The sequence below is a fragment of the Streptomyces sp. NPDC052043 genome (assembly GCF_044548235.1).
Taxonomy (GTDB): Bacteria; Actinomycetota; Actinomycetes; order Streptomycetales; family Streptomycetaceae; genus Streptomyces.
The window spans coordinates 206801-225188 of sequence record NZ_JBIUBT010000010.1 but is presented as its reverse complement, the minus strand read 5'-3'; the positions used below and the strand labels follow the sequence as shown (position 1 = coordinate 225188).

Here is an 18388-nt window from a genome sequence, read left to right as displayed (position 1 = left end):
GGGGCCTTTAACGACATGGGACTCGAAGAAAAGCTGCCGAGCGGCTTCCTGCTGACGACCGTCGAGCAGGCCGCGGGCTGGGTGCGCAAGGCGTCCGTCTTTCCGGCCACCTTCGGCCTCGCCTGCTGCGCGATCGAGATGATGACCACCGGCGCCGGCCGCTACGACCTGGCGCGCTTCGGCATGGAGGTCTTCCGCGGTTCGCCCCGCCAGGCGGACCTGATGATCGTGGCCGGCCGGGTCAGCCAGAAGATGGCGCCGGTCCTGCGGCAGGTCTACGACCAGATGCCCAACCCCAAGTGGGTGATCTCGATGGGCGTCTGCGCCTCCTCGGGCGGCATGTTCAACAACTACGCGATCGTCCAGGGCGTCGACCACATCGTGCCGGTCGACATCTACCTGCCGGGCTGTCCGCCCCGGCCCGAGATGCTGATGGACGCGATCCTCAAGCTGCACCAGAAGATCCAGTCCACCAAGCTCGGCGTGAACGCCGAGGAGGCCGCCCGCGAGGCGGAGGAGGCCGCGCTCAAGGCCCTGCCCACGATCGAGATGAAGGGGCTGCTGCGATGAGCGACGGACACGGCAAGGACGTGAACGGGTCCGCGAACGGGGTGAACCCCGAGAAGGACCTGTCCGCCGACAACCTCCCCGGCCAGCGCGGCCAGGGCGGCGAGGAGATCCGCGTCCAGCGCGGCATGTTCGGCGCCAACAACGGCGGCGACACCTCCGGCTACGGCGGTCTGGTCCGCTCGGTCCGGCTCCCGGGCCCGGCGAGCCGCCCCTACGGCGGCCCCGGCGGAGCCTTCGACGAGATCGCCGACGAACTCGAGGGCGCACTGGAGGAGCAGGGCCTCCTCCCGGAGAACGCGATCGAGAAGACGGTCGTCGACCGCGACGAACTGACCTTCCACATCGAGCGCGAGCACCTGGTGCGCGTCGCCCGCACCCTGCGCGACGACCCCGCCCTGCGCTTCGAGTTGTGCACCGGCGTCAGCGGTGTCCACTACCCGCAGGACAAGGGCCGCGAGCTGCACGCCGTGTACCACCTGCGCTCGATCACCCACAACCGGCTGGTCCGCCTGGAGGTCAGCGCCCCCGACGCCGACCCGCACATCCCGTCGCTGGTCCCCGTCTATCCGACCAACGACTGGCACGAGCGCGAGACGTACGACTTCTTCGGGATCGTCTTCGACGGCCACCCGGCTCTGACGCGGATCATGATGCCGGACGACTGGCAGGGCCATCCGCAGCGCAAGGACTATCCCCTCGGCGGCATCCCCGTCGAGTACAAGGGCGCCCAGATCCCGGCTCCGGACCAGCGGAGGTCGTACTCATGAGCACGCACACCCCCTCGTCCGCCTCGACGCGCGAGACCACCGAGGGCACGGTCTACACGGTCACCGGTGGCGACTGGGACGAGGTCGCCCGGTCCGCGGCCCGCGCCGACGACGAGCGCATCGTCGTCAACATGGGTCCCCAGCACCCGTCCACCCACGGCGTGCTCCGGCTGATCCTGGAGATCGACGGCGAGACGGTCACCGAGGCCCGCTGCGGCATCGGCTATCTGCACACCGGCATCGAGAAGAACCTCGAGTTCCGCACGTGGACGCAGGGCACCACCTTCGTCACGCGCATGGATTACCTGACGTCCTTCTTCAACGAGACCGCCTACTGCCTCGCCGTCGAGAAACTCCTCGGCATCGAGGACCAGATCACCGAGCGCGCCAAGATCATCCGGGTGCTCCTGATGGAGCTGAACCGGCTCTCCTCCCACCTGGTGTGCATCGCCACCGGCGGCATGGAGCTGGGCGCCACCACGATCATGATCTACGGATTCCGTGATCGTGAAATGATTCTCGACCTCTACGAGCTCATCACGGGCCTCAGGATGAACCACGCGTACATCCGGCCCGGCGGACTCGCGCAGGACCTGCCGCCCGGCGCGGTGGACCAGATCCGCGAGTTCGTGAAGAAGATGACGAAGAACCTCCCGGAGTACGACGCGCTCGCCACCGGGAACCCCATCTTCAAGGCCCGGATGCAGGACGTCGGCTACCTCGACCTGGCCGGCTGCATGGCCCTCGGCGCCACCGGCCCGATCCTGCGCTCCACCGGCCTGCCGCACGACCTGCGCAAGACCCAGCCCTACTGCGGCTACGAGACCTACGACTTCGACATCCCGACCGCCGACACCTGCGACTCCTACGGCCGCTTCCTGATCCGCCTGGAGGAGATGCGCCAGTCGCTCAGGATCATCGAGCAGTGCCTGGACCGGCTGGAGCCGGGCCCGGTCATGGTCGCCGACAAGAAGATCGCCTGGCCCGCCCAGCTCGCCCTGGGACCGGACGGACTGGGTAACTCCCTCGACCACATCAAGAAGATCATGGGCACCTCCATGGAGGCCCTGATCCACCACTTCAAGCTGGTCACCGAGGGCTTCCGCGTCCCGCCGGGACAGGCGTACGTGGCGGTCGAGTCGCCCAAGGGCGAACTCGGGGTGCACGTCGTCTCCGACGGAGGCACCCGCCCCTACCGGGTCCACTTCCGGGACCCGTCCTTCACCAACCTTCAGGCGATGGCGGCGATGTGCGAGGGCGGCCAGGTCGCCGACGTCATCGTCGCCGTCGCGTCCATCGACCCCGTGATGGGAGGCGTCGACCGGTGACCACCAGTCCTTCGGAGCGGGGCGTCAGCCTGGGCATGCCCGAACTGCCCGCGCCCGACTACCCGGACGACGTCCGCACGCGGCTCGAGCGGGACGCGCGCGAGATCGTCGCCCGCTACCCCGACTCCCGGTCCGCCCTGCTGCCGCTGCTGCACCTGGTGCAGTCGGAGGAGGGCTACGTCACGCGCACCGGGATGCGGTTCTGCGCGGAGGTGCTCGGCCTGACCACGGCCGAGGTCACCGCCGTCGCCACCTTCTACACCATGTACCGGCGCAAGCCGTCCGGCGACTACCAGGTGGGGGTCTGCACCAACACCCTGTGCGCCGTGATGGGCGGCGACGCCATCTTCGAGGCCCTCCAGGAGCACCTCGGCGTCGGCAACGGCGAGACCACCGACGACGGCAAGGTCACCCTGGAGCACATCGAGTGCAACGCGGCCTGCGACTACGCGCCGGTCGTGATGGTCAACTGGGAGTTCTTCGACAACCAGACCCCGGCGACCGTCAAGCGCCTGGTCGACGACCTGCGCGCGGATCGGGCGGTGACGCCCACGCGCGGCGCGCCCCTGTGCACGTTCAAGGAGACCGCCCGGATCCTGGCCGGCTTCCCCGACGAGCGCGAAGGGGCGACGGAGTCCGGCGGCAGCGCCGGACCCGCCTCGCTGGTGGGCCTGCGCCTGGCCAGGGGAGAGGCCGCACCCGCGCGCGTGGTCCACCCCCGCGACGGCGGACCGCAGGACGCCGCACCGCAGGACGCAGTCGGAGAGGAGGGGGAGGGATGACCTTGGCACCGGAAATCGACGAGAGCAGCCCCGAGAAGCTGCTCGTACCCGTGCTGTCGGCCTTCTGGGACGAGGACAGGTCCTGGACGCTGGACGTCTACCGGAGGCACGAGGGGTACGAGGGACTCCGCAATGCGCTCGCCATGTCGCCGGACGACGTGATCGCGTACGTCAAGGAATCCGGTCTGCGCGGCCGCGGCGGCGCCGGGTTCCCCACGGGAATGAAGTGGCAGTTCATTCCCCAGGGCGATGGCAAGCCGCACTATCTCGTTGTCAACGCCGACGAATCGGAGCCCGGGACCTGCAAGGACATCCCGCTCCTCTTCGCGAACCCGCACAGCCTCATCGAGGGCATCGTCATCGCGTGCTACGCCATCAGGTCGTCGCATGCCTTCATCTACCTGCGGGGCGAAGTCGTCCCCGTACTGCGGCGGTTGCACGCGGCCGTGCGCGAGGCCTACGAGGCCGGCTACCTCGGCAAGAACGTCCTGGGCAGCGGCCTCGACCTCGACCTCACCGTGCACGCCGGCGCCGGCGCGTACATCTGCGGTGAGGAGACCGCGCTGCTGGACTCGCTCGAGGGCCGCCGTGGCCAACCGCGGCTGCGTCCTCCCTTCCCGGCCGTCGCCGGCCTCTACGCGTGCCCCACTGTGGTGAACAACGTCGAGTCCATCGCGTCGGTTCCCGCGATCCTGCACCACGGCAAGGACTGGTTCAGGTCGATGGGCAGCGAGAAGTCCCCCGGCTTCACGCTCTACTCGCTCAGCGGCCATGTCGCGAACCCCGGCCAGTACGAGGCCCCACTCGGCATCACACTGCGTCAGCTGCTCGACATGAGCGGCGGCATGCGGCCCGGGCACCGGCTGAAGTTCTGGACGCCGGGCGGCTCCTCCACGCCGATGTTCACCGACGAGCACCTCGACGTGCCGCTCGACTACGAGGGCGTGGGCGCCGCGGGCTCGATGCTCGGCACCAAGGCCCTCCAGTGCTTCGACGAGACGACGTGCGTGGTGCGGGCGGTGACCCGGTGGACCGAGTTCTACGCCCACGAGTCCTGCGGCAAGTGCACGCCGTGCCGTGAAGGAACGTACTGGCTGGTGCAGTTGATGCGGGACATCGAGGCCGGCAAGGGCGCGATGTCCGACCTCGACAAGCTGAACGACATCGCCGACAACATCAACGGCAAGTCCTTCTGCGCCCTCGGTGACGGTGCCGCCTCCCCGATCTTCTCCTCCCTGAAGTTCTTCCGCGAGGAGTACGAGCAGCACATCACGGGCCGGGGCTGCCCCTTCGACCCGGCCAAGTCCACGGCCTGGGCCGATCGCACGGAGGTGAACCCATGACCGTGACCACCAACGCTCCCGCGGGCGGGGGAGAGGCGGCGGTCCCGCCGGACGATCTCGTGACGCTGACGATCGACGGAGCCGAGATCAGCGTGCCCAAGGGCACCCTGGTCATCCGGGCCGCCGAACAGCTCGGCATCGAGATCCCCCGGTTCTGCGACCACCCCCTGCTCGACCCGGCCGGCGCCTGCCGCCAGTGCATCGTGGAGGTCGAGGGCCAGCGCAAGCCGATGGCCTCCTGCACGATCACCTGCACGGACGGGATGGTCGTCAGGACCCAGCTCACCTCTCCGGTCGCCGAGAAGGCCCAGCACGGTGTGATGGAGCTGCTGCTCATCAACCACCCGCTGGACTGCCCGGTCTGCGACAAGGGCGGCGAGTGCCCGCTGCAGAACCAGGCCATGTCGCACGGCAACGCCGAGTCCCGCTTCGAAGGGAAGAAGCGGACCTACGAGAAGCCCGTGGCGATCTCCACGCAGGTGCTGCTCGACCGGGAGCGGTGCGTGCTGTGCGCCCGCTGCACCCGGTTCTCGAACCAGATCGCCGGCGACCCGATGATCGAGCTGATCGAGCGGGGCGCGCTCCAGCAGGTCGGCACCGGCGAGGGCGACCCCTTCGAGTCGTACTTCTCCGGCAACACCATCCAGATCTGCCCCGTCGGGGCGCTCACCTCGGCGGCGTACCGCTTCCGCTCCCGCCCCTTCGACCTGGTCTCCTCGCCGTCGGTGTGCGAGCACTGCTCGGGCGGCTGCGCCACCCGCACCGACCACCGGCGCGGCAAGGTCATGCGGCGGCTCGCCGCCAACGACCCCGAGGTCAACGAGGAGTGGATCTGCGACAAGGGGCGCTTCGCGTTCCGGTACGCGCAGCTGAAGGACCGGCTGACCACACCGCTGGTGCGCAACCCCGAGGGCGAGCTGGTGCCGGCGTCCTGGCCGGAGGCGCTGGAGATCGCCGCCCAGGGCCTGCTCGCCTCGCGCGGGCGGACCGGTGTCCTCACCGGCGGCCGGCTCACCGTCGAGGACGCCTACGCGTACAGCAAGTTCGCGCGCGTTGCGCTCGACACCAACGACATCGACTTCCGCGCGCGCGTGCACAGCGGCGAGGAGGCCGACTTCCTAGCCTCCCGGATCGCCGGCCGGGGCCGGGACCTCGACGGCGGCGGTGTCACGTACACCGCGCTGGAGAAGGCGCCCGCCGTGCTGCTCGTCGGGCTCGAGTCCGAGGAGGAGGCGCCCGGCGTCTTCCTCCGGCTGCGCAAGGCCTGGCGGGGGCACGGGCAGAAGGTGTTCTCTCTGGCCGCGCACGCCACCCGGGGCCTGGAGAAGACGGGCGGCACCCTGCTGCCGGCCGCGCCAGGCACTGAGAACGAGTGGCTGGACGCGCTGGCCGGCGGCGTCGGACTGGAGGACGACGGCACCCGGGCCGCCGAGGCCCTGCGGGCCGAGGGCGCGGTCATCGTCGTCGGCGAGCGGCTCGCCTCGGTCGCCGGCGGCCCGACCGCCGCCGTACGGGCCGCCGCCGCGACCGGCGCACAGCTGGTGTGGATGCCGCGCCGGGCCGGTGAGCGCGGCGCCGTCGAGGCCGGCGCGCTGCCGTCGCTGCTGCCGGGCGGGCGCCCGGCCACCGACCCGCGCGCGCGGGAGGAGGTCGCCGCGCTCTGGGGCGTCGCCGAGCTCCCGCACCGCTACGGCCGCGACACCGGACAGATCATCGAGGCCGTGGCGGCGGGCCAGCTCCAGGCCCTGCTCGTCGCCGGTGTGGAGGTCGCCGACCTGCCCGATCCGGCACGCGCGCGTGCGGCCCTGTCCGAGGCGGGCTTCGTGGTGTCGCTGGAGCTGCGGCCCAGCGAGGTCACCGCACATGCGGACGTGGTCCTGCCCGTCGCCGCCGTCGCCGAGAAGGCCGGTTCCTTCCTCAACTGGGAGGGCAGGGTCCGCTCCTTCGAGGCCGCGCTCAAGCCCGACCAGATGACCCGCACCCTGGCGCCCACCGACGCGCGCGTGCTCCAGATGCTGGCCGACGCCATGGACGTCCACCTGGGTCTGCCGGACGTGCGGACCGTGCGCGCCGAGCTGGACCGGCTGGGTGCCTGGACCGGGCCGCGCGCCACCGACCCGGAAGGCAGCGCGGGCCCGGCACCGCGGCCGGCCGCCGGGGAGGCCGTGCTCGCGGGGCACCGGCTGCTGCTCGACCAGGGTGCCCTCCAGGAGGGCGACGAGGCGCTCGCCGGAACCCGGCACGCCGCACGCGCGCGCGTGTCGGCCGCCACGGCCGCCGAGGCGGGCGTCGCGGACTCCGCCGTGCTCGCCGTGACCGGTCCGGCCGGAACGGTCGAACTCCCGCTGGAGATCACCGAGATGCCCGACCGGGTGGTGTGGCTCCCGCTGAACTCCGTCGGCGGGGGCGTCGCCTCCGACACCGGGGCGCTGCCCGGCTCCCTCGTCCGCATCGGCCCGGCGACGTCCTCGACCGAGGCCCCCAAGGAGGTGGAGGCATGAGCCCGTACCTCGCCGCTGAGAACCTGTCGATGTTCGGCACCGATCCCTGGTGGCTGGTCGTCGTCAAGGCGGTGTTCTGCTTCGCCTTCCTGATGGTGACCGTGCTGTTCTCCATCGTCTGGGAGCGCAAGGTCGTCGCCTGGATGCAGCTGCGCATCGGCCCCAACCGGAACGGGCCCTGGGGCATGCTCCAGTCGCTCGCCGACGGCGTGAAGCTGATGCTCAAGGAGGACGTCGTCGTCAAGCGCGCGGACAAGGTGGTCTACGTCCTCGCGCCGATCGTCGCGGCCATCCCGGCGTTCATGGCGATCGCCGTGATCCCCTTCGGACCGGCGAACAACGAGGTCTCGATCTTCGGCCACCGCACCGCGATGCAGCTGACCGACCTGCCGATCGCGATGCTGTACATCCTCGCGGTCGCCTCCGTCGGCATCTACGGCATCGTGCTGGCGGGCTGGAGCTCCGGATCGACCTACCCGCTCCTGGGCGGCCTGCGGTCCTGCGCGCAGATGATCTCCTACGAGATCGCCATGGGTGCCGCGTTCGCCTCGGTCTTCCTGTACTCGGGCTCGATGTCCACGTCGACGATCGTCGAGCAGCAGCACGACCGCTGGTACATCCTGCTGCTGCCGGTCTCGTTCATCCTCTACATCGTCACGATGGTCGGGGAGACCAACCGCGCGCCGTTCGACATGCCGGAGTCCGAGGGCGACCTGGTCGGCGGCTTCAACACCGAGTACTCGTCGATCAAGTTCGCGATGTTCATGCTCGCCGAGTACGTGAACATGGTGACGGTCTCCGCGGTGTCGACCACGCTCTTCCTGGGCGGCTGGCGGGCCCCTTGGCCGATCAGCACCTTCTGGGAGGGCGCCAACCACGGTTGGTGGCCGCTGCTCTGGTTCGTGATCAAGGTCCAGTTGCTGCTGTTCTTCTTCATCTGGCTGCGTGGCACGCTCCCGCGGGTCCGCTACGACCAGCTGATGAAGCTCGGCTGGAAGGTCCTCATCCCGGCCTCCGTGGTCTGGCTGATGCTCGTCGCGACCGTCCGGGTGCTGCGGAACCAGAACTACGGCTTCACCGACATTGCCCTCTACGTCGCCGGTGCGGTGCTGACGGTGCTGATCCTGTCCTTCGTCGCCGACATGTTCCGCGAGCGGGCGAAGGACGCGGAGAAGCCCGAGGCCGGGCCGGCCGCCTTCGACGCGATGGCCGGCGGATTCCCCGTACCGCCGCTGCCGGGGCAGGAACTGCCGCCGGTGCCGCGGCGCCGCTCGCGCCGCGAAGGGGAGTTGATTGTCAGTGGCGGGTCGGACACTGCCAGTGACGGACCTCGGGATGGAAAGGAGGCGTCCGATGGCTGAGGAGCCCAAGGAGACCAAACCCGGTTTCCTGAACCCCGTGGCCGGCTTCGGCGTGACCTTCAAGGCCATGTTCAAGAAGCGGCTGACGGAGCAGTACCCGGAGCAGCAGAAGACCACGGCTCCGCGCTTCCACGGACGGCACCAGCTCAACCGCCATCCGGACGGCCTGGAGAAGTGCGTCGGCTGCGAGCTGTGCGCCTGGGCGTGCCCCGCCGACGCCATCTACGTGGAAGGCGCCGACAACACCGACGAGGAGCGCTACTCGCCGGGCGAGCGGTACGGGCGCGTGTACCAGATCAACTACGCCCGCTGCATCCTGTGCGGCCTGTGCATCGAGGCGTGCCCCACGCGCGCGCTGACGATGACCAACGAGTTCGAACTCGCCGACTCCAGCCGCGCCAACCTCATCTACACCAAGGAGCAGCTGCTCGCCGGTCTCGAAGAGGGCATGGTCGACACACCGCACGCCCTCTACCCGGGGACGGACGAGCAGGACTACTACCGGGGCCTGGTGACGGAGGCCGCGCCGGGCACGGTGCGCCAGGTCGCCGTCTCCAAGGGTGAGAAGCCCGAGGAACAGGGGGCTGACACATGAGCGCGCAGCTCGCCGCCTACTCCACCTCCACCGGAGAGGCCTTCCAGTTCTGGGTGCTCGGCACCGTCGCGGTGATCGGTGCCCTGTGCACCGTCTTCATGAAGCGGGCCGTGCACAGCGCGCTGTGCCTGGCCGCCACCATGATCGTCCTGGCGGTGTTCTACCTCACCAACGGCGCCTACTTCCTGGGCATCGTGCAGATCGTCGTCTACACCGGCGCGATCATGATGCTGTTCCTGTTCGTGGTGATGCTCGTCGGCGTGACCGCGGCGGACTCCCTGAAGGAGACCATCAAGGGCCAGCGCTGGCTGGCCCTGTTGTGTGGGCTCGGCTTCGGCATCCTGCTCGTCGCCGGCATCGCCAACGCCTCCCTGAAGGAGTTCAACGGCATCGGCAGGGCCAACGCGGGCGGCAACGTGGAGGGTCTGGCCTCCCTCCTGTTCACCCGGTACGTCTTCGCCTTCGAACTCACCGGCGCCCTGCTGATCACGGCCACCGTCGGCGCCATGGTGCTCACCCATCGGGAGCGCACCGAGCGGGCCAGGACCCAGCGCGAGCTGTCCGAGCAGCGCGTGCGTGAGGGTACGCACGTACCGCCGCTGCCGGCGCCCGGCGTCTACGCCCGGCACAACGCCGTGGACATCGCCGGACTGCTGCCCGACGGCACCCCGTCCGAGCTCACCGTCAGCAAGACGCTGCGCGAGCGCGGGCAGATCCGTGACGTCTCGGCCGAGGCCCTCAACGACCTCAAGGCCCTGGAGCAGCGCGCCGCGGAACGCCTGGAGCGCACCGCGATCGAGCCGACGGCCTTCAAGCAGTCCGAGGAGGCGTCGAAGTGAACCCCGTGAACTACCTCTATCTCGCCGCCCTGTTGTTCACGATCGGCGCCACCGGCGTACTGATCCGGCGCAACGCCATCGTGGTCTTCATGTGCATCGAGCTGATGCTGAACGCCTGCAACCTCACGCTCGTCACCTTCTCCCGGATGCACGGCAACCTCGACGGCCAGATCATCGCGTTCTTCACGATGGTCGTCGCCGCGGCGGAGGTCGTGGTCGGGCTCGCGATCATCGTGTCGGTGTTCCGTTCCCGCCACTCGGCCTCGGTCGACGACGCCAGCCTGATGAAGCTGTAAGGGGTCGGAAGAATCGTGGAGAACCTGATTGCGCTGCTGATCGCGGCGCCCCTGCTCGGAGCGGCCGTCCTCCTGGTCGGCGGCCGGCGACTCGACGCCGTCGGCCACTGGCTCGGCACCCTGCTCGCGGCCGCCTCCTTCGTGATCGGCCTGGTCCTCTTCGCCGATCTGCTCGGCAGAAGCGCCGACCACCGGACCCTGACCCAGCACCTGTTCAGCTGGATCCCGGTGGCCGGATTCCAGGCGGACGTCACGTTCCGGCTGGACCAGCTGTCGATGACGTTCGTCCTGCTGATCACCGGCGTCGGCTCGCTGATCCACCTGTACTCGGTCGCCTACATGGAGCACGACGAGCGGCGCCGCCGCTTCTTCGGCTACCTCAACCTGTTCCTCGCGGCGATGCTGCTGCTCGTCCTCGCCGACAACTACCTGCTGCTGTACGTCGGCTGGGAGGGCGTCGGTCTCGCCTCCTACCTGCTGATCGGCTTCTGGCAGCACAAGCCCAGCGCGGCGACCGCGGCGAAGAAGGCCTTCCTGGTCAACCGGGTCGGCGACATGGGCCTGTCCATCGCGATCATGCTGATGTTCGTGACGTTCGGCAGCTTCGCCTTCGGACCGGTGTTCAGCCACGTCGGCGACGCCTCCGAGGGCAAGCTCACCGCCATCGCGCTGATGCTGCTGCTCGCCGCCTGCGGCAAGTCCGCCCAGGTGCCGCTGCAGTCCTGGCTCGGCGACGCGATGGAGGGCCCGACCCCGGTCTCGGCCCTCATCCACGCCGCGACCATGGTGACGGCGGGCGTCTACCTCATCGTCCGCTCCGCGGCGATCTTCAACGCGGCGCCGAATGCCCAACTCGTGGTCACCGTCGTCGGCGCGGTCACGCTCCTCTTCGGTGCGATCGTCGGTTGCGCGAAGGACGACATCAAGAAGGCGCTGGCCGGCTCGACCATGTCGCAGATCGGCTACATGGTGCTGGCCGCGGGCCTCGGCCCCATCGGCTACGTCTTCGCGATCATGCACCTGGTGACGCACGGCTTCTTCAAGGCCGGGCTGTTCCTCGGCGCCGGTTCGGTCATGCACGGCATGAACGACGAGGTGGACATGCGCAGGTACGGCGGGCTGCGCTCGTACATGCCCATCACCTTCGTCACCTTCGGCCTCGGCTACCTCGCCATCATCGGGTTCCCGGGCCTGTCCGGCTTCTTCTCCAAGGACAAGATCATCGAGGCGGCCTTCGCCAAGGGCGGCGCCGAGGGCTGGATCCTCGGCGGCGCGGCCCTGCTGGGCGCGGCCATCACGGCGTTCTACATGACGCGCGTGATGCTGATGACGTTCTTCGGCGAGAAGCGCTGGCAGCCCGACGAGAACGGCAACGAGCCGCACCCGCACGAGTCGCCCAGGGCCATGACGATCCCGATGATCGTGCTGGCGGTCGGCTCGGTACTGGGCGGCGCGTTCTTCAGCATCGGCGACCGCTTCCTGCACTGGCTGGAGCCGGTCACCGGGCACAGCGAGGGCAACTCGCCGCTGAGCGCGTGGACGGTCACCGGCGCGACGATGGTGTGCCTGGTCGTCGGCGTGGCCCTCGCCTGGGCCCAGTACGGCCGCAAGCCGGTCCCGGCCGTCGCCCCGCGCGGGTCGCTGCTCACCCGGGCAGCCCGGCGGGACCTGCTCCAGGACGACTTCAACCACGTCGTCCTGGTCCGCGGCGGTGAGCACCTCACGCGGTCCCTGGTGTACGTCGACCACACCCTGGTCGACGGAGTCGTCAACGGCACGGCGGCCTCGGTCGGCGGCCTGTCCGGGCGGATGCGCCGGCTCCAGAACGGCTTCGCGCGCTCCTACGCGGTCTCGATGTTCGGCGGTGCGGCACTCCTGGTCGCCGCGACCCTGCTGATGAGGGCGGTCTGATACCGATGTCCTTTCCTCTGCTGACAGCGACGGCGGTGCTCCCGGCCCTCGGGGCCGTCGCCACGGCGGCCGTGCCGGCCGCCCGGCGCACCGCCGCGAAGTGGCTCGCGCTGGTCGCCTCGCTGGCCACGCTCGCGCTGGCCGTCACCGTCCTGATCCGCTTCGACCCGGGCGGCGCCCGTTACCAGCTCACCGAGTCCCACGCCTGGATCGCGTCCTTCGGCGTCCGGTACGAACTGGGCGTGGACGGCATCGGGGTGGCGCTGATCGGGCTGACCGCCCTGCTCATCCCGTTCGTGATCCTGGCCGGCTGGCACGACGCCGACCCGCAGGAGACAGGCAGTAAGCGGTGGCGGCCCACTCAGGGCTACTTCGCTCTGATGCTTGCCGTCGAGGCGATGGTGATCATCTCGTTCGAGGCCACCGACGTCTTCCTCTTCTACATCTTCTTCGAAGCCATGCTGATCCCGATGTACTTCCTCATCGGCGGCTTCGGGGACCGTGCCCACGGCTCGTACCGGTCTGCCGCCACCGGGGCGCGGGGCGAGGAGACGGCGTCGACCCAACGGTCGTACGCGGCGGTGAAGTTCCTCCTCTACAACCTGACCGGCGGTCTGATCATGCTGGCCGCGGTGATCGGGCTGTACGTGGTCACCGGGAGCTTCTCGCTCACCGAGATCGCGCAGGCCCGTGCGAGCGGCTCGCTGCACATGGCGACCGACGTCGAACGCTGGCTGTTCCTCGGTTTCTTCTTCGCCTTCGCGGTGAAGGCGCCGCTGTGGCCGCTGCACACCTGGCTGCCCAACGCGATGCAGGAGTCGACCGCGCCGGTCGCCGTCCTCATCACCGCGGTCGTCGACAAGGTGGGCACCTTCGCGATGCTCCGCTTCTGCCTCCAGCTGTTCCCGGAGGCGAGCAAGTGGGCGACGCCGACCATCCTCGTCCTCGCCGTGATCAGCATCATCTACGGGGCGCTGCTCGCGGTGGGCCAGCGGGACATCAAGCGCCTGATCGCGTACGCGTCGATCTCGCACTTCGGCTTCATCATCATGGGCATCTTCGCGATGACCAGCCAGGGCCAGTCCGGGGCGACGCTCTACATGGTCAACCACGGACTGTCGACGGCCGTGCTCATGCTGATCGCCGGCTTCCTGATCTCCCGGCGCGGCTCGCGGCTCATCTCCGACTACGGCGGTGTGCAGAAGGTCGCTCCGGTGCTCGCCGGCACGTTCCTGATCGGCGGCCTCGCCACCCTGTCCCTGCCGGGGCTCGCGCCCTTCGTCAGTGAGTTCCTGGTCCTGGTCGGCACGTTCACGCGCCACCCGGCGATCGGCATCGTCGCCACCTTCGGCATCGTGCTCGCCGCCCTGTACACGCTCGTCCTGTACCAGCGGACGATGACCGGCCCCGTCAAGCCGGAGGTCTCGGCGATGCCGGACCTGCGGGTGCGGGAACTGGTGGTCGTGGCCCCGCTGGTGGTGCTGCTGATCTTCCTGGGCGTCTATCCGAAGCCTGTCACAGACATCGTCAACCCGGCGGTCAAGCAGACCATGTCCGACGTACACAAGACCGACCCGAAGCCCGCAGTGGAGGCGGCCAAGTGAGCGGAGCAGCCGTCCACAGCCTGTGGACAACCGCGGCCGACCCGATCTCGAAGATCGGGGCGCCGAAGATCGAATACGGGCAGTTGTCGCCCACCCTGATCGTCGTGGGCGCGGCGATCGTCGGAATGCTCATCGAGGCGTTCGTCCCGCGCCGGTCGCGCTACTACGCGCAGGTGTTCGTGTCCGTCGTCGCGCTCGCCGCCGCGTTCGCCGCGGTCGTCGCGCTCGCGGCGGACGGGTACGGCACCACGAAGGCGCACATCGCGGCCATGGGGGCCATCTCCGTCGACGGACCCTCGCTCTTCCTCCAGGGCACGATCCTGCTGGCGAGCCTGGTCGCCCTGTTCACCTTCGCCGAACGGCGACTGGATCCGGCGGCGCACGGCAACCGCGTCGACTCCTTCGCCGCGCAGGCGGCGGCCGTACCGGGCAGCGAGAGCGAGAAGGCCGCGGTCAAGGCCGGTTTCACCACCACCGAGGTCTTCCCCCTCCTGCTGTTCGCGGTCGCCGGCATGCTGGTGTTCCCCTCGGCCAACGACCTGCTGACCCTGTTCGTGGCCCTGGAGGTCTTCTCCCTGCCGCTGTACCTCCTGTGCGCGCTGGCCCGCCGCAAGCGGCTCATGTCGCAGGAGTCCGCGGTCAAGTACTTCCTGCTGGGCGCCTTCGCCTCCGCGTTCACCCTGTTCGGCATCGCGCTGCTGTACGGGTACGCGGGCTCGGTGTCGTACGCCACGATCGCGCAGGTCGTCGACGGCAAGGTGCCGAGCATGGACCCGGCGCTCGCCAACACCATGGGCAACGACGCGCTGCTGCTCATCGGCGCCGCGATGATCGTGATGGGCCTGCTGTTCAAGGTGGGCGCGGTTCCGTTCCACATGTGGACGCCGGACGTCTACCAGGGCGCCCCGACCCCGGTCACCGGGTTCATGGCGGCGGCGACCAAGGTGGCGGCCTTCGGCGCGCTGCTGCGGCTGCTGTACGTCGTCCTGCCGGGGATGCGCTGGGACTGGCGGCCGGTCATGTGGGGCGTCGCGATCGTCACCATGCTGGGCGGCGCGATCGTCGCGATCACCCAGACCGACATCAAGCGGCTGCTCGCGTACTCGTCGATCGCCCACGCGGGCTTCATCCTCGCCGGTGTCATCGCGACCTCGAAGGACGGCGTCTCGTCCGTCCTGTTCTACCTGGCCGCGTACTCCTTCGTGACCATCGGCGCGTTCGCCGTGGTCACGCTGGTGCGCGACGCGGGCGGCGAGGCGACGCACCTGTCCAAGTGGGCGGGGCTCGGCCGGCGTTCCCCGCTGGTGGCGGCCGTGTTCGCGGTGTTCCTGCTGGCCTTCGCGGGCATTCCGCTGACCTCCGGCTTCGCCGGGAAGTTCGCGGTGTTCAAGGCGGCGGCCGAGGGCGGCGCGGTGCCGCTGGTCGTCATCGGTGTGATCTCGTCGGCGATCGCGGCCTTCTTCTACATCCGCGTCATCGTGCTGATGTTCTTCAGCGAGCCGCACCCGGAGGGCCCGACGGTGGCGGTGCCGTCCCCGCTCACGATGACCGCGATCGGCGTGGGCGTGGCGGTCACGGTGGTCCTCGGCGTGGCCCCGCAGTACTTCCTGGACCTGGCGAACCAGGCGGGAGTGTTCGTGCGCTGAACCACCTCCGGAACGCGGTGGCCCGGCCCCCTGGCGGGACCGGGCCACCGCGTTCCGCCGTGTCCGGACCTACCTGCCCTTGCCGTGGCGCGTCCTGATCCCGGTGAGGTCCAGGTCCACGGAGAACGGGGCGTCCACCTTCATCCGCTCCCTGAAGATGCCGACGCCGGTGTAGGTGCCGGTCGTGGGTTCCAGCTCGAAGGCATGCACGGCGGCGCGGCCGTGCTCGTTCTCGACCCGCCAGTAGTGGGGGATCTTCGCCCGCGCGTACTTGAGCGGCTTGGTCTCGCGGTCCCGGGAGACGGAGTCCGGTCCGACGACCTCGACGGTCAGTACGACAGCGGCCGCGGGGACTCGGGTCTGGTCGTGGCTGCCCAGGGCGTCCCTTCGGGGAACGACCACGTCCGGTTCGGGTCTGTTCTGCCGGTCGATGTCGACGGTGAACCTGCAGAGCACCTCGAGCTCGGGTGGCGCGGCGCTGCCGAGCTGCCGGCCGAAGAAGCTCATCGCGCGCTCGTGAAAGACCGAGTGCGGGCACGGAAAGACCAGACTCGCGTCGATCAGCTGGGTATGTGCCGGCAGGTTCGGGATGCGGTCCAGGTCATCTGGCCGGTCCCCCCTGAGGGCGGATGGACCGCGTTCGTCGGGCTTCCACGGGAGGCAGTCTCGCCAGTGTGTTCACATCGTCGGCCGGCGACGGGCGGGGTTCCCGCGTACGTGTGAACGATGGTCGTGCCGTTGACCGGGGGCTGGGGCCGGCCTGTGGACAACTGTGGGGCTGTCCGTGCGGACCCCTATCGTGGAGGCAGTGGTTGTGGAGCGAGGTGTGGGGGACGAAGCGATGGGCGCGACGGGTGGTGTCACCGGCATGGCAGTGACGGAGAGCGAGGCGCTCGCGACGTTGCGCCGGGTCTTCGGGTACGAGGAATTCCGGGGTGAGCAGGAAGCGGTCGTCGAGCATGTGGTGGCGGGCGGCGACGCCGTCGTGCTCATGCCCACCGGTGGCGGCAAGTCGCTGTGCTACCAGCTTCCGTCCCTGGTCAGACCGGGTACCGGCATCGTGGTGTCGCCGCTCATCGCGCTGATGCAGGACCAGGTGGACGCGCTGCGGGCGCTGGGCGTGCGCGCCGGGTTCGTGAACTCCACGCAGGACTTCGACGAGCGCCGGGTGGTCGAGGCGGAGTTCCTGGCCGGCGAGCTCGACCTGCTCTACCTGGCACCGGAGCGGCTGCGCCTGGACGCCACGCTCGACCTGCTCTCCCGCGGCAAGATCTCCGTCTTCGCCATCGACGAGGCGCACTGCGTGTCCCAGTGGGGCCACGACTTCCGCCCCGACTACCTGGCGCTGTCCCTGCTGGGCGAGCGCTGGCCGGACGTGCCGCGGATCGCGCTCACCGCGACGGCCACCCACGCCACACACCAGGAGATCACCCAGCGGCTGGGCATGCCGCGGGCCCGGCATTTCGTGGCCAGCTTCGACCGGCCGAACATCCAGTACCGGATCGTGCCCAAGGCCGACGCCAAGAAGCAGCTGCTGACCTTCCTGCGCCAGGAGCACCCGGGCGACGCGGGCATCGTGTACTGCCTGTCGCGCAACTCGGTGGAGAAGACGGCCGAGTTCCTCACCCGCAACGGCGTCGAGGCCGTGCCGTACCACGCCGGCCTGGACGCGGGCACCCGCGCGGCGCACCAGTCCCGCTTCCTGCGCGAGGACGGCCTGGTCGTGGTCGCCACCATCGCCTTCGGCATGGGCATCGACAAGCCCGACGTCCGGTTCGTCGCCCACCTCGACCTGCCCAAGTCGGTGGAGGGCTACTACCAGGAGACGGGCCGCGCGGGCCGGGACGGCCTGCCGTCGACGGCCTGGATGGCCTACGGCCTGAACGACGTCGTACAGCAGCGCAAGCTGATCCAGTCCGGTGAGGGAGACGAGGCCTTTCGCCGCCGGGCCCAGTCCCACCTGGACGCGATGCTCGCCCTGTGCGAGACGGCCCGGTGCCGCCGCGGCCAGCTCCTCGCCTACTTCGGCCAGGAACCGGGCCCGGCCGGCTGCGGCAACTGCGACACCTGCCTGACCCCGCCCGAGACGTGGGACGGCACGGTCGCGGCCCAGAAGGTGCTGTCGACGGTGGTGCGGCTGAAGCGGGAGCGGGGGCAGAAGTTCGGCGCGGGCCAGATCATCGACATCCTGCTCGGCAAGCGCACCGGCAAGGTGATCCAGTTCGACCACGACCAGCTGTCCGTGTTCGGCATCGGCGACGAGCTCGCCGAGGGCGAATGGCGGGGTGCGGTACGGCAGTTGCTGGCGCAGGGACTGCTCGCGGTCGAGGGCGAGTACGGCACGCTGGTGCTGACCGACGGCAGCGGGGCGGTGCTGCGCGGCGAGCGGGAGGTGCCGCTGCGCAAGGAGCCGAAGAAGCCGGCCGCCGCCGCGCGGGCTTCGGGCACCCGGGACGACCGCAAGCCGAAGGCGGCGGCGGCCGAGCTGCCCGAGGATCTGCTCCCCGCCTTCGAGGCTCTGCGCGCCTGGCGCGCCGAACAGGCCCGCGAGCAGGGCGTCCCGGCGTACGTCATCTTCCACGACGCCACGCTCCGGGAGATCGTCACGATCTGGCCGACGTCGGTGACACAGCTCGGCACGGTCGGCGGCGTCGGCGAGAAGAAACTGGCGACGTACGGGGAAGGCGTGCTCGCGGTGCTGGAGTCGCTGGCCGGGCCGTCCGACGGCTCCGCGGCCGGGACGGGGATGCCCGGAGCGGACGAACCGGAACCCGTGGAGGACCTGCCCGAGCCGGAACCGGAGGACTGGATGTAGCGGGGCCGCACCGGTCACGGCGCCGGTGCG

Annotated in this window: 14 protein-coding genes and 1 pseudogene; 14 read left to right on the top strand and 1 reads right to left on the bottom strand. The window is 69.8% G+C overall.

The window, feature by feature from the left end:
- The first annotated feature begins 15 nt into the window (after positions 1–15).
- Genes ACIHCX_RS25200 through nuoN form a run of 13 tightly spaced genes read left to right on the top strand, consistent with a single transcriptional unit; the run spans position 16 to position 15543 of the window.
- Entirely contained in the window at positions 16–570 is a 555-nt protein-coding gene (locus ACIHCX_RS25200; RefSeq protein WP_009190037.1) for an NADH-quinone oxidoreductase subunit B family protein, read from the top strand.
- On the top strand, positions 567–1337 hold the full coding sequence (locus ACIHCX_RS25195) for an NADH-quinone oxidoreductase subunit C (RefSeq protein ID WP_400033098.1): 771 nt from the start codon (positions 567–569) through the stop codon (positions 1335–1337). Before ACIHCX_RS25200 ends, ACIHCX_RS25195 begins: the two co-directional genes overlap by 4 nt.
- Positions 1334–2665, top strand: a complete 1332-nt coding sequence (locus ACIHCX_RS25190; RefSeq protein ID WP_400033096.1) for an NADH-quinone oxidoreductase subunit D — start codon at positions 1334–1336, stop codon at positions 2663–2665. The genes ACIHCX_RS25195 and ACIHCX_RS25190 overlap by 4 nt, the downstream gene beginning before the upstream one ends.
- On the top strand, positions 2662–3447 hold the full coding sequence (gene nuoE / locus ACIHCX_RS25185; RefSeq protein ID WP_400033094.1) for an NADH-quinone oxidoreductase subunit NuoE: 786 nt from the start codon (positions 2662–2664) through the stop codon (positions 3445–3447). The genes ACIHCX_RS25190 and nuoE overlap by 4 nt, the downstream gene beginning before the upstream one ends.
- On the top strand, positions 3444–4790 hold the full coding sequence (nuoF, locus tag ACIHCX_RS25180) for an NADH-quinone oxidoreductase subunit NuoF (protein WP_400033092.1): 1347 nt from the start codon (positions 3444–3446) through the stop codon (positions 4788–4790). Before nuoE ends, nuoF begins: the two co-directional genes overlap by 4 nt.
- The gene (locus ACIHCX_RS25175; protein WP_400033090.1) at positions 4787–7291 is read left to right on the top strand and encodes an NADH-quinone oxidoreductase subunit G; all 2505 of its coding nucleotides are present in this window, start codon (positions 4787–4789) and stop codon (positions 7289–7291) included. Before nuoF ends, ACIHCX_RS25175 begins: the two co-directional genes overlap by 4 nt.
- Positions 7288–8652, top strand: a complete 1365-nt coding sequence (gene nuoH, locus ACIHCX_RS25170) for an NADH-quinone oxidoreductase subunit NuoH (RefSeq protein WP_400033088.1) — start codon at positions 7288–7290, stop codon at positions 8650–8652. Before ACIHCX_RS25175 ends, nuoH begins: the two co-directional genes overlap by 4 nt.
- Positions 8645–9247, top strand: a complete 603-nt coding sequence (nuoI, locus tag ACIHCX_RS25165) for an NADH-quinone oxidoreductase subunit NuoI (RefSeq protein WP_400033086.1) — start codon at positions 8645–8647, stop codon at positions 9245–9247. The genes nuoH and nuoI overlap by 8 nt, the downstream gene beginning before the upstream one ends.
- Complete coding sequence (locus ACIHCX_RS25160; RefSeq protein ID WP_400033084.1) at positions 9244–10086, top strand: NADH-quinone oxidoreductase subunit J; 843 nt, start codon at positions 9244–9246, stop codon at positions 10084–10086. Before nuoI ends, ACIHCX_RS25160 begins: the two co-directional genes overlap by 4 nt.
- Positions 10083–10382: an NADH-quinone oxidoreductase subunit NuoK gene (gene nuoK / locus ACIHCX_RS25155; protein ID WP_400033082.1), complete on the top strand. Its 300-nt coding sequence runs from the start codon at positions 10083–10085 to the stop codon at positions 10380–10382. The genes ACIHCX_RS25160 and nuoK overlap by 4 nt, the downstream gene beginning before the upstream one ends.
- A gap of 15 nt (positions 10383–10397) precedes the next feature.
- The gene (gene nuoL / locus ACIHCX_RS25150) at positions 10398–12293 is read left to right on the top strand and encodes an NADH-quinone oxidoreductase subunit L (protein ID WP_400033080.1); all 1896 of its coding nucleotides are present in this window, start codon (positions 10398–10400) and stop codon (positions 12291–12293) included.
- Positions 12294–12298: 5 nt separating this feature from the next.
- Positions 12299–13897 (top strand): NADH-quinone oxidoreductase subunit M, encoded by a 1599-nt coding sequence (locus tag ACIHCX_RS25145; RefSeq protein ID WP_400033078.1) that lies wholly within the window; start codon positions 12299–12301, stop codon positions 13895–13897.
- Positions 13894–15543, top strand: coding sequence for an NADH-quinone oxidoreductase subunit NuoN (nuoN, locus tag ACIHCX_RS25140; protein WP_400033076.1), 1650 nt, complete (start codon positions 13894–13896; stop codon positions 15541–15543). Before ACIHCX_RS25145 ends, nuoN begins: the two co-directional genes overlap by 4 nt.
- A gap of 69 nt (positions 15544–15612) precedes the next feature.
- Here the strand turns inward: nuoN and ACIHCX_RS25135 are convergent.
- Positions 15613–16172 (bottom strand): annotated as a pseudogene (locus tag ACIHCX_RS25135) (Uma2 family endonuclease); the annotation flags it as partial.
- A 212-nt stretch (positions 16173–16384) separates the two neighbouring features.
- Here ACIHCX_RS25135 and recQ point away from each other — a divergent pair.
- Positions 16385–18358 carry a DNA helicase RecQ gene (recQ, locus tag ACIHCX_RS25130; RefSeq protein WP_400033307.1) on the top strand — a complete coding sequence of 658 codons (1974 nt, stop codon included), beginning with the start codon at positions 16385–16387 and terminating at the stop codon, positions 18356–18358.
- Positions 18359–18388: the final 30 nt, after the last annotated feature.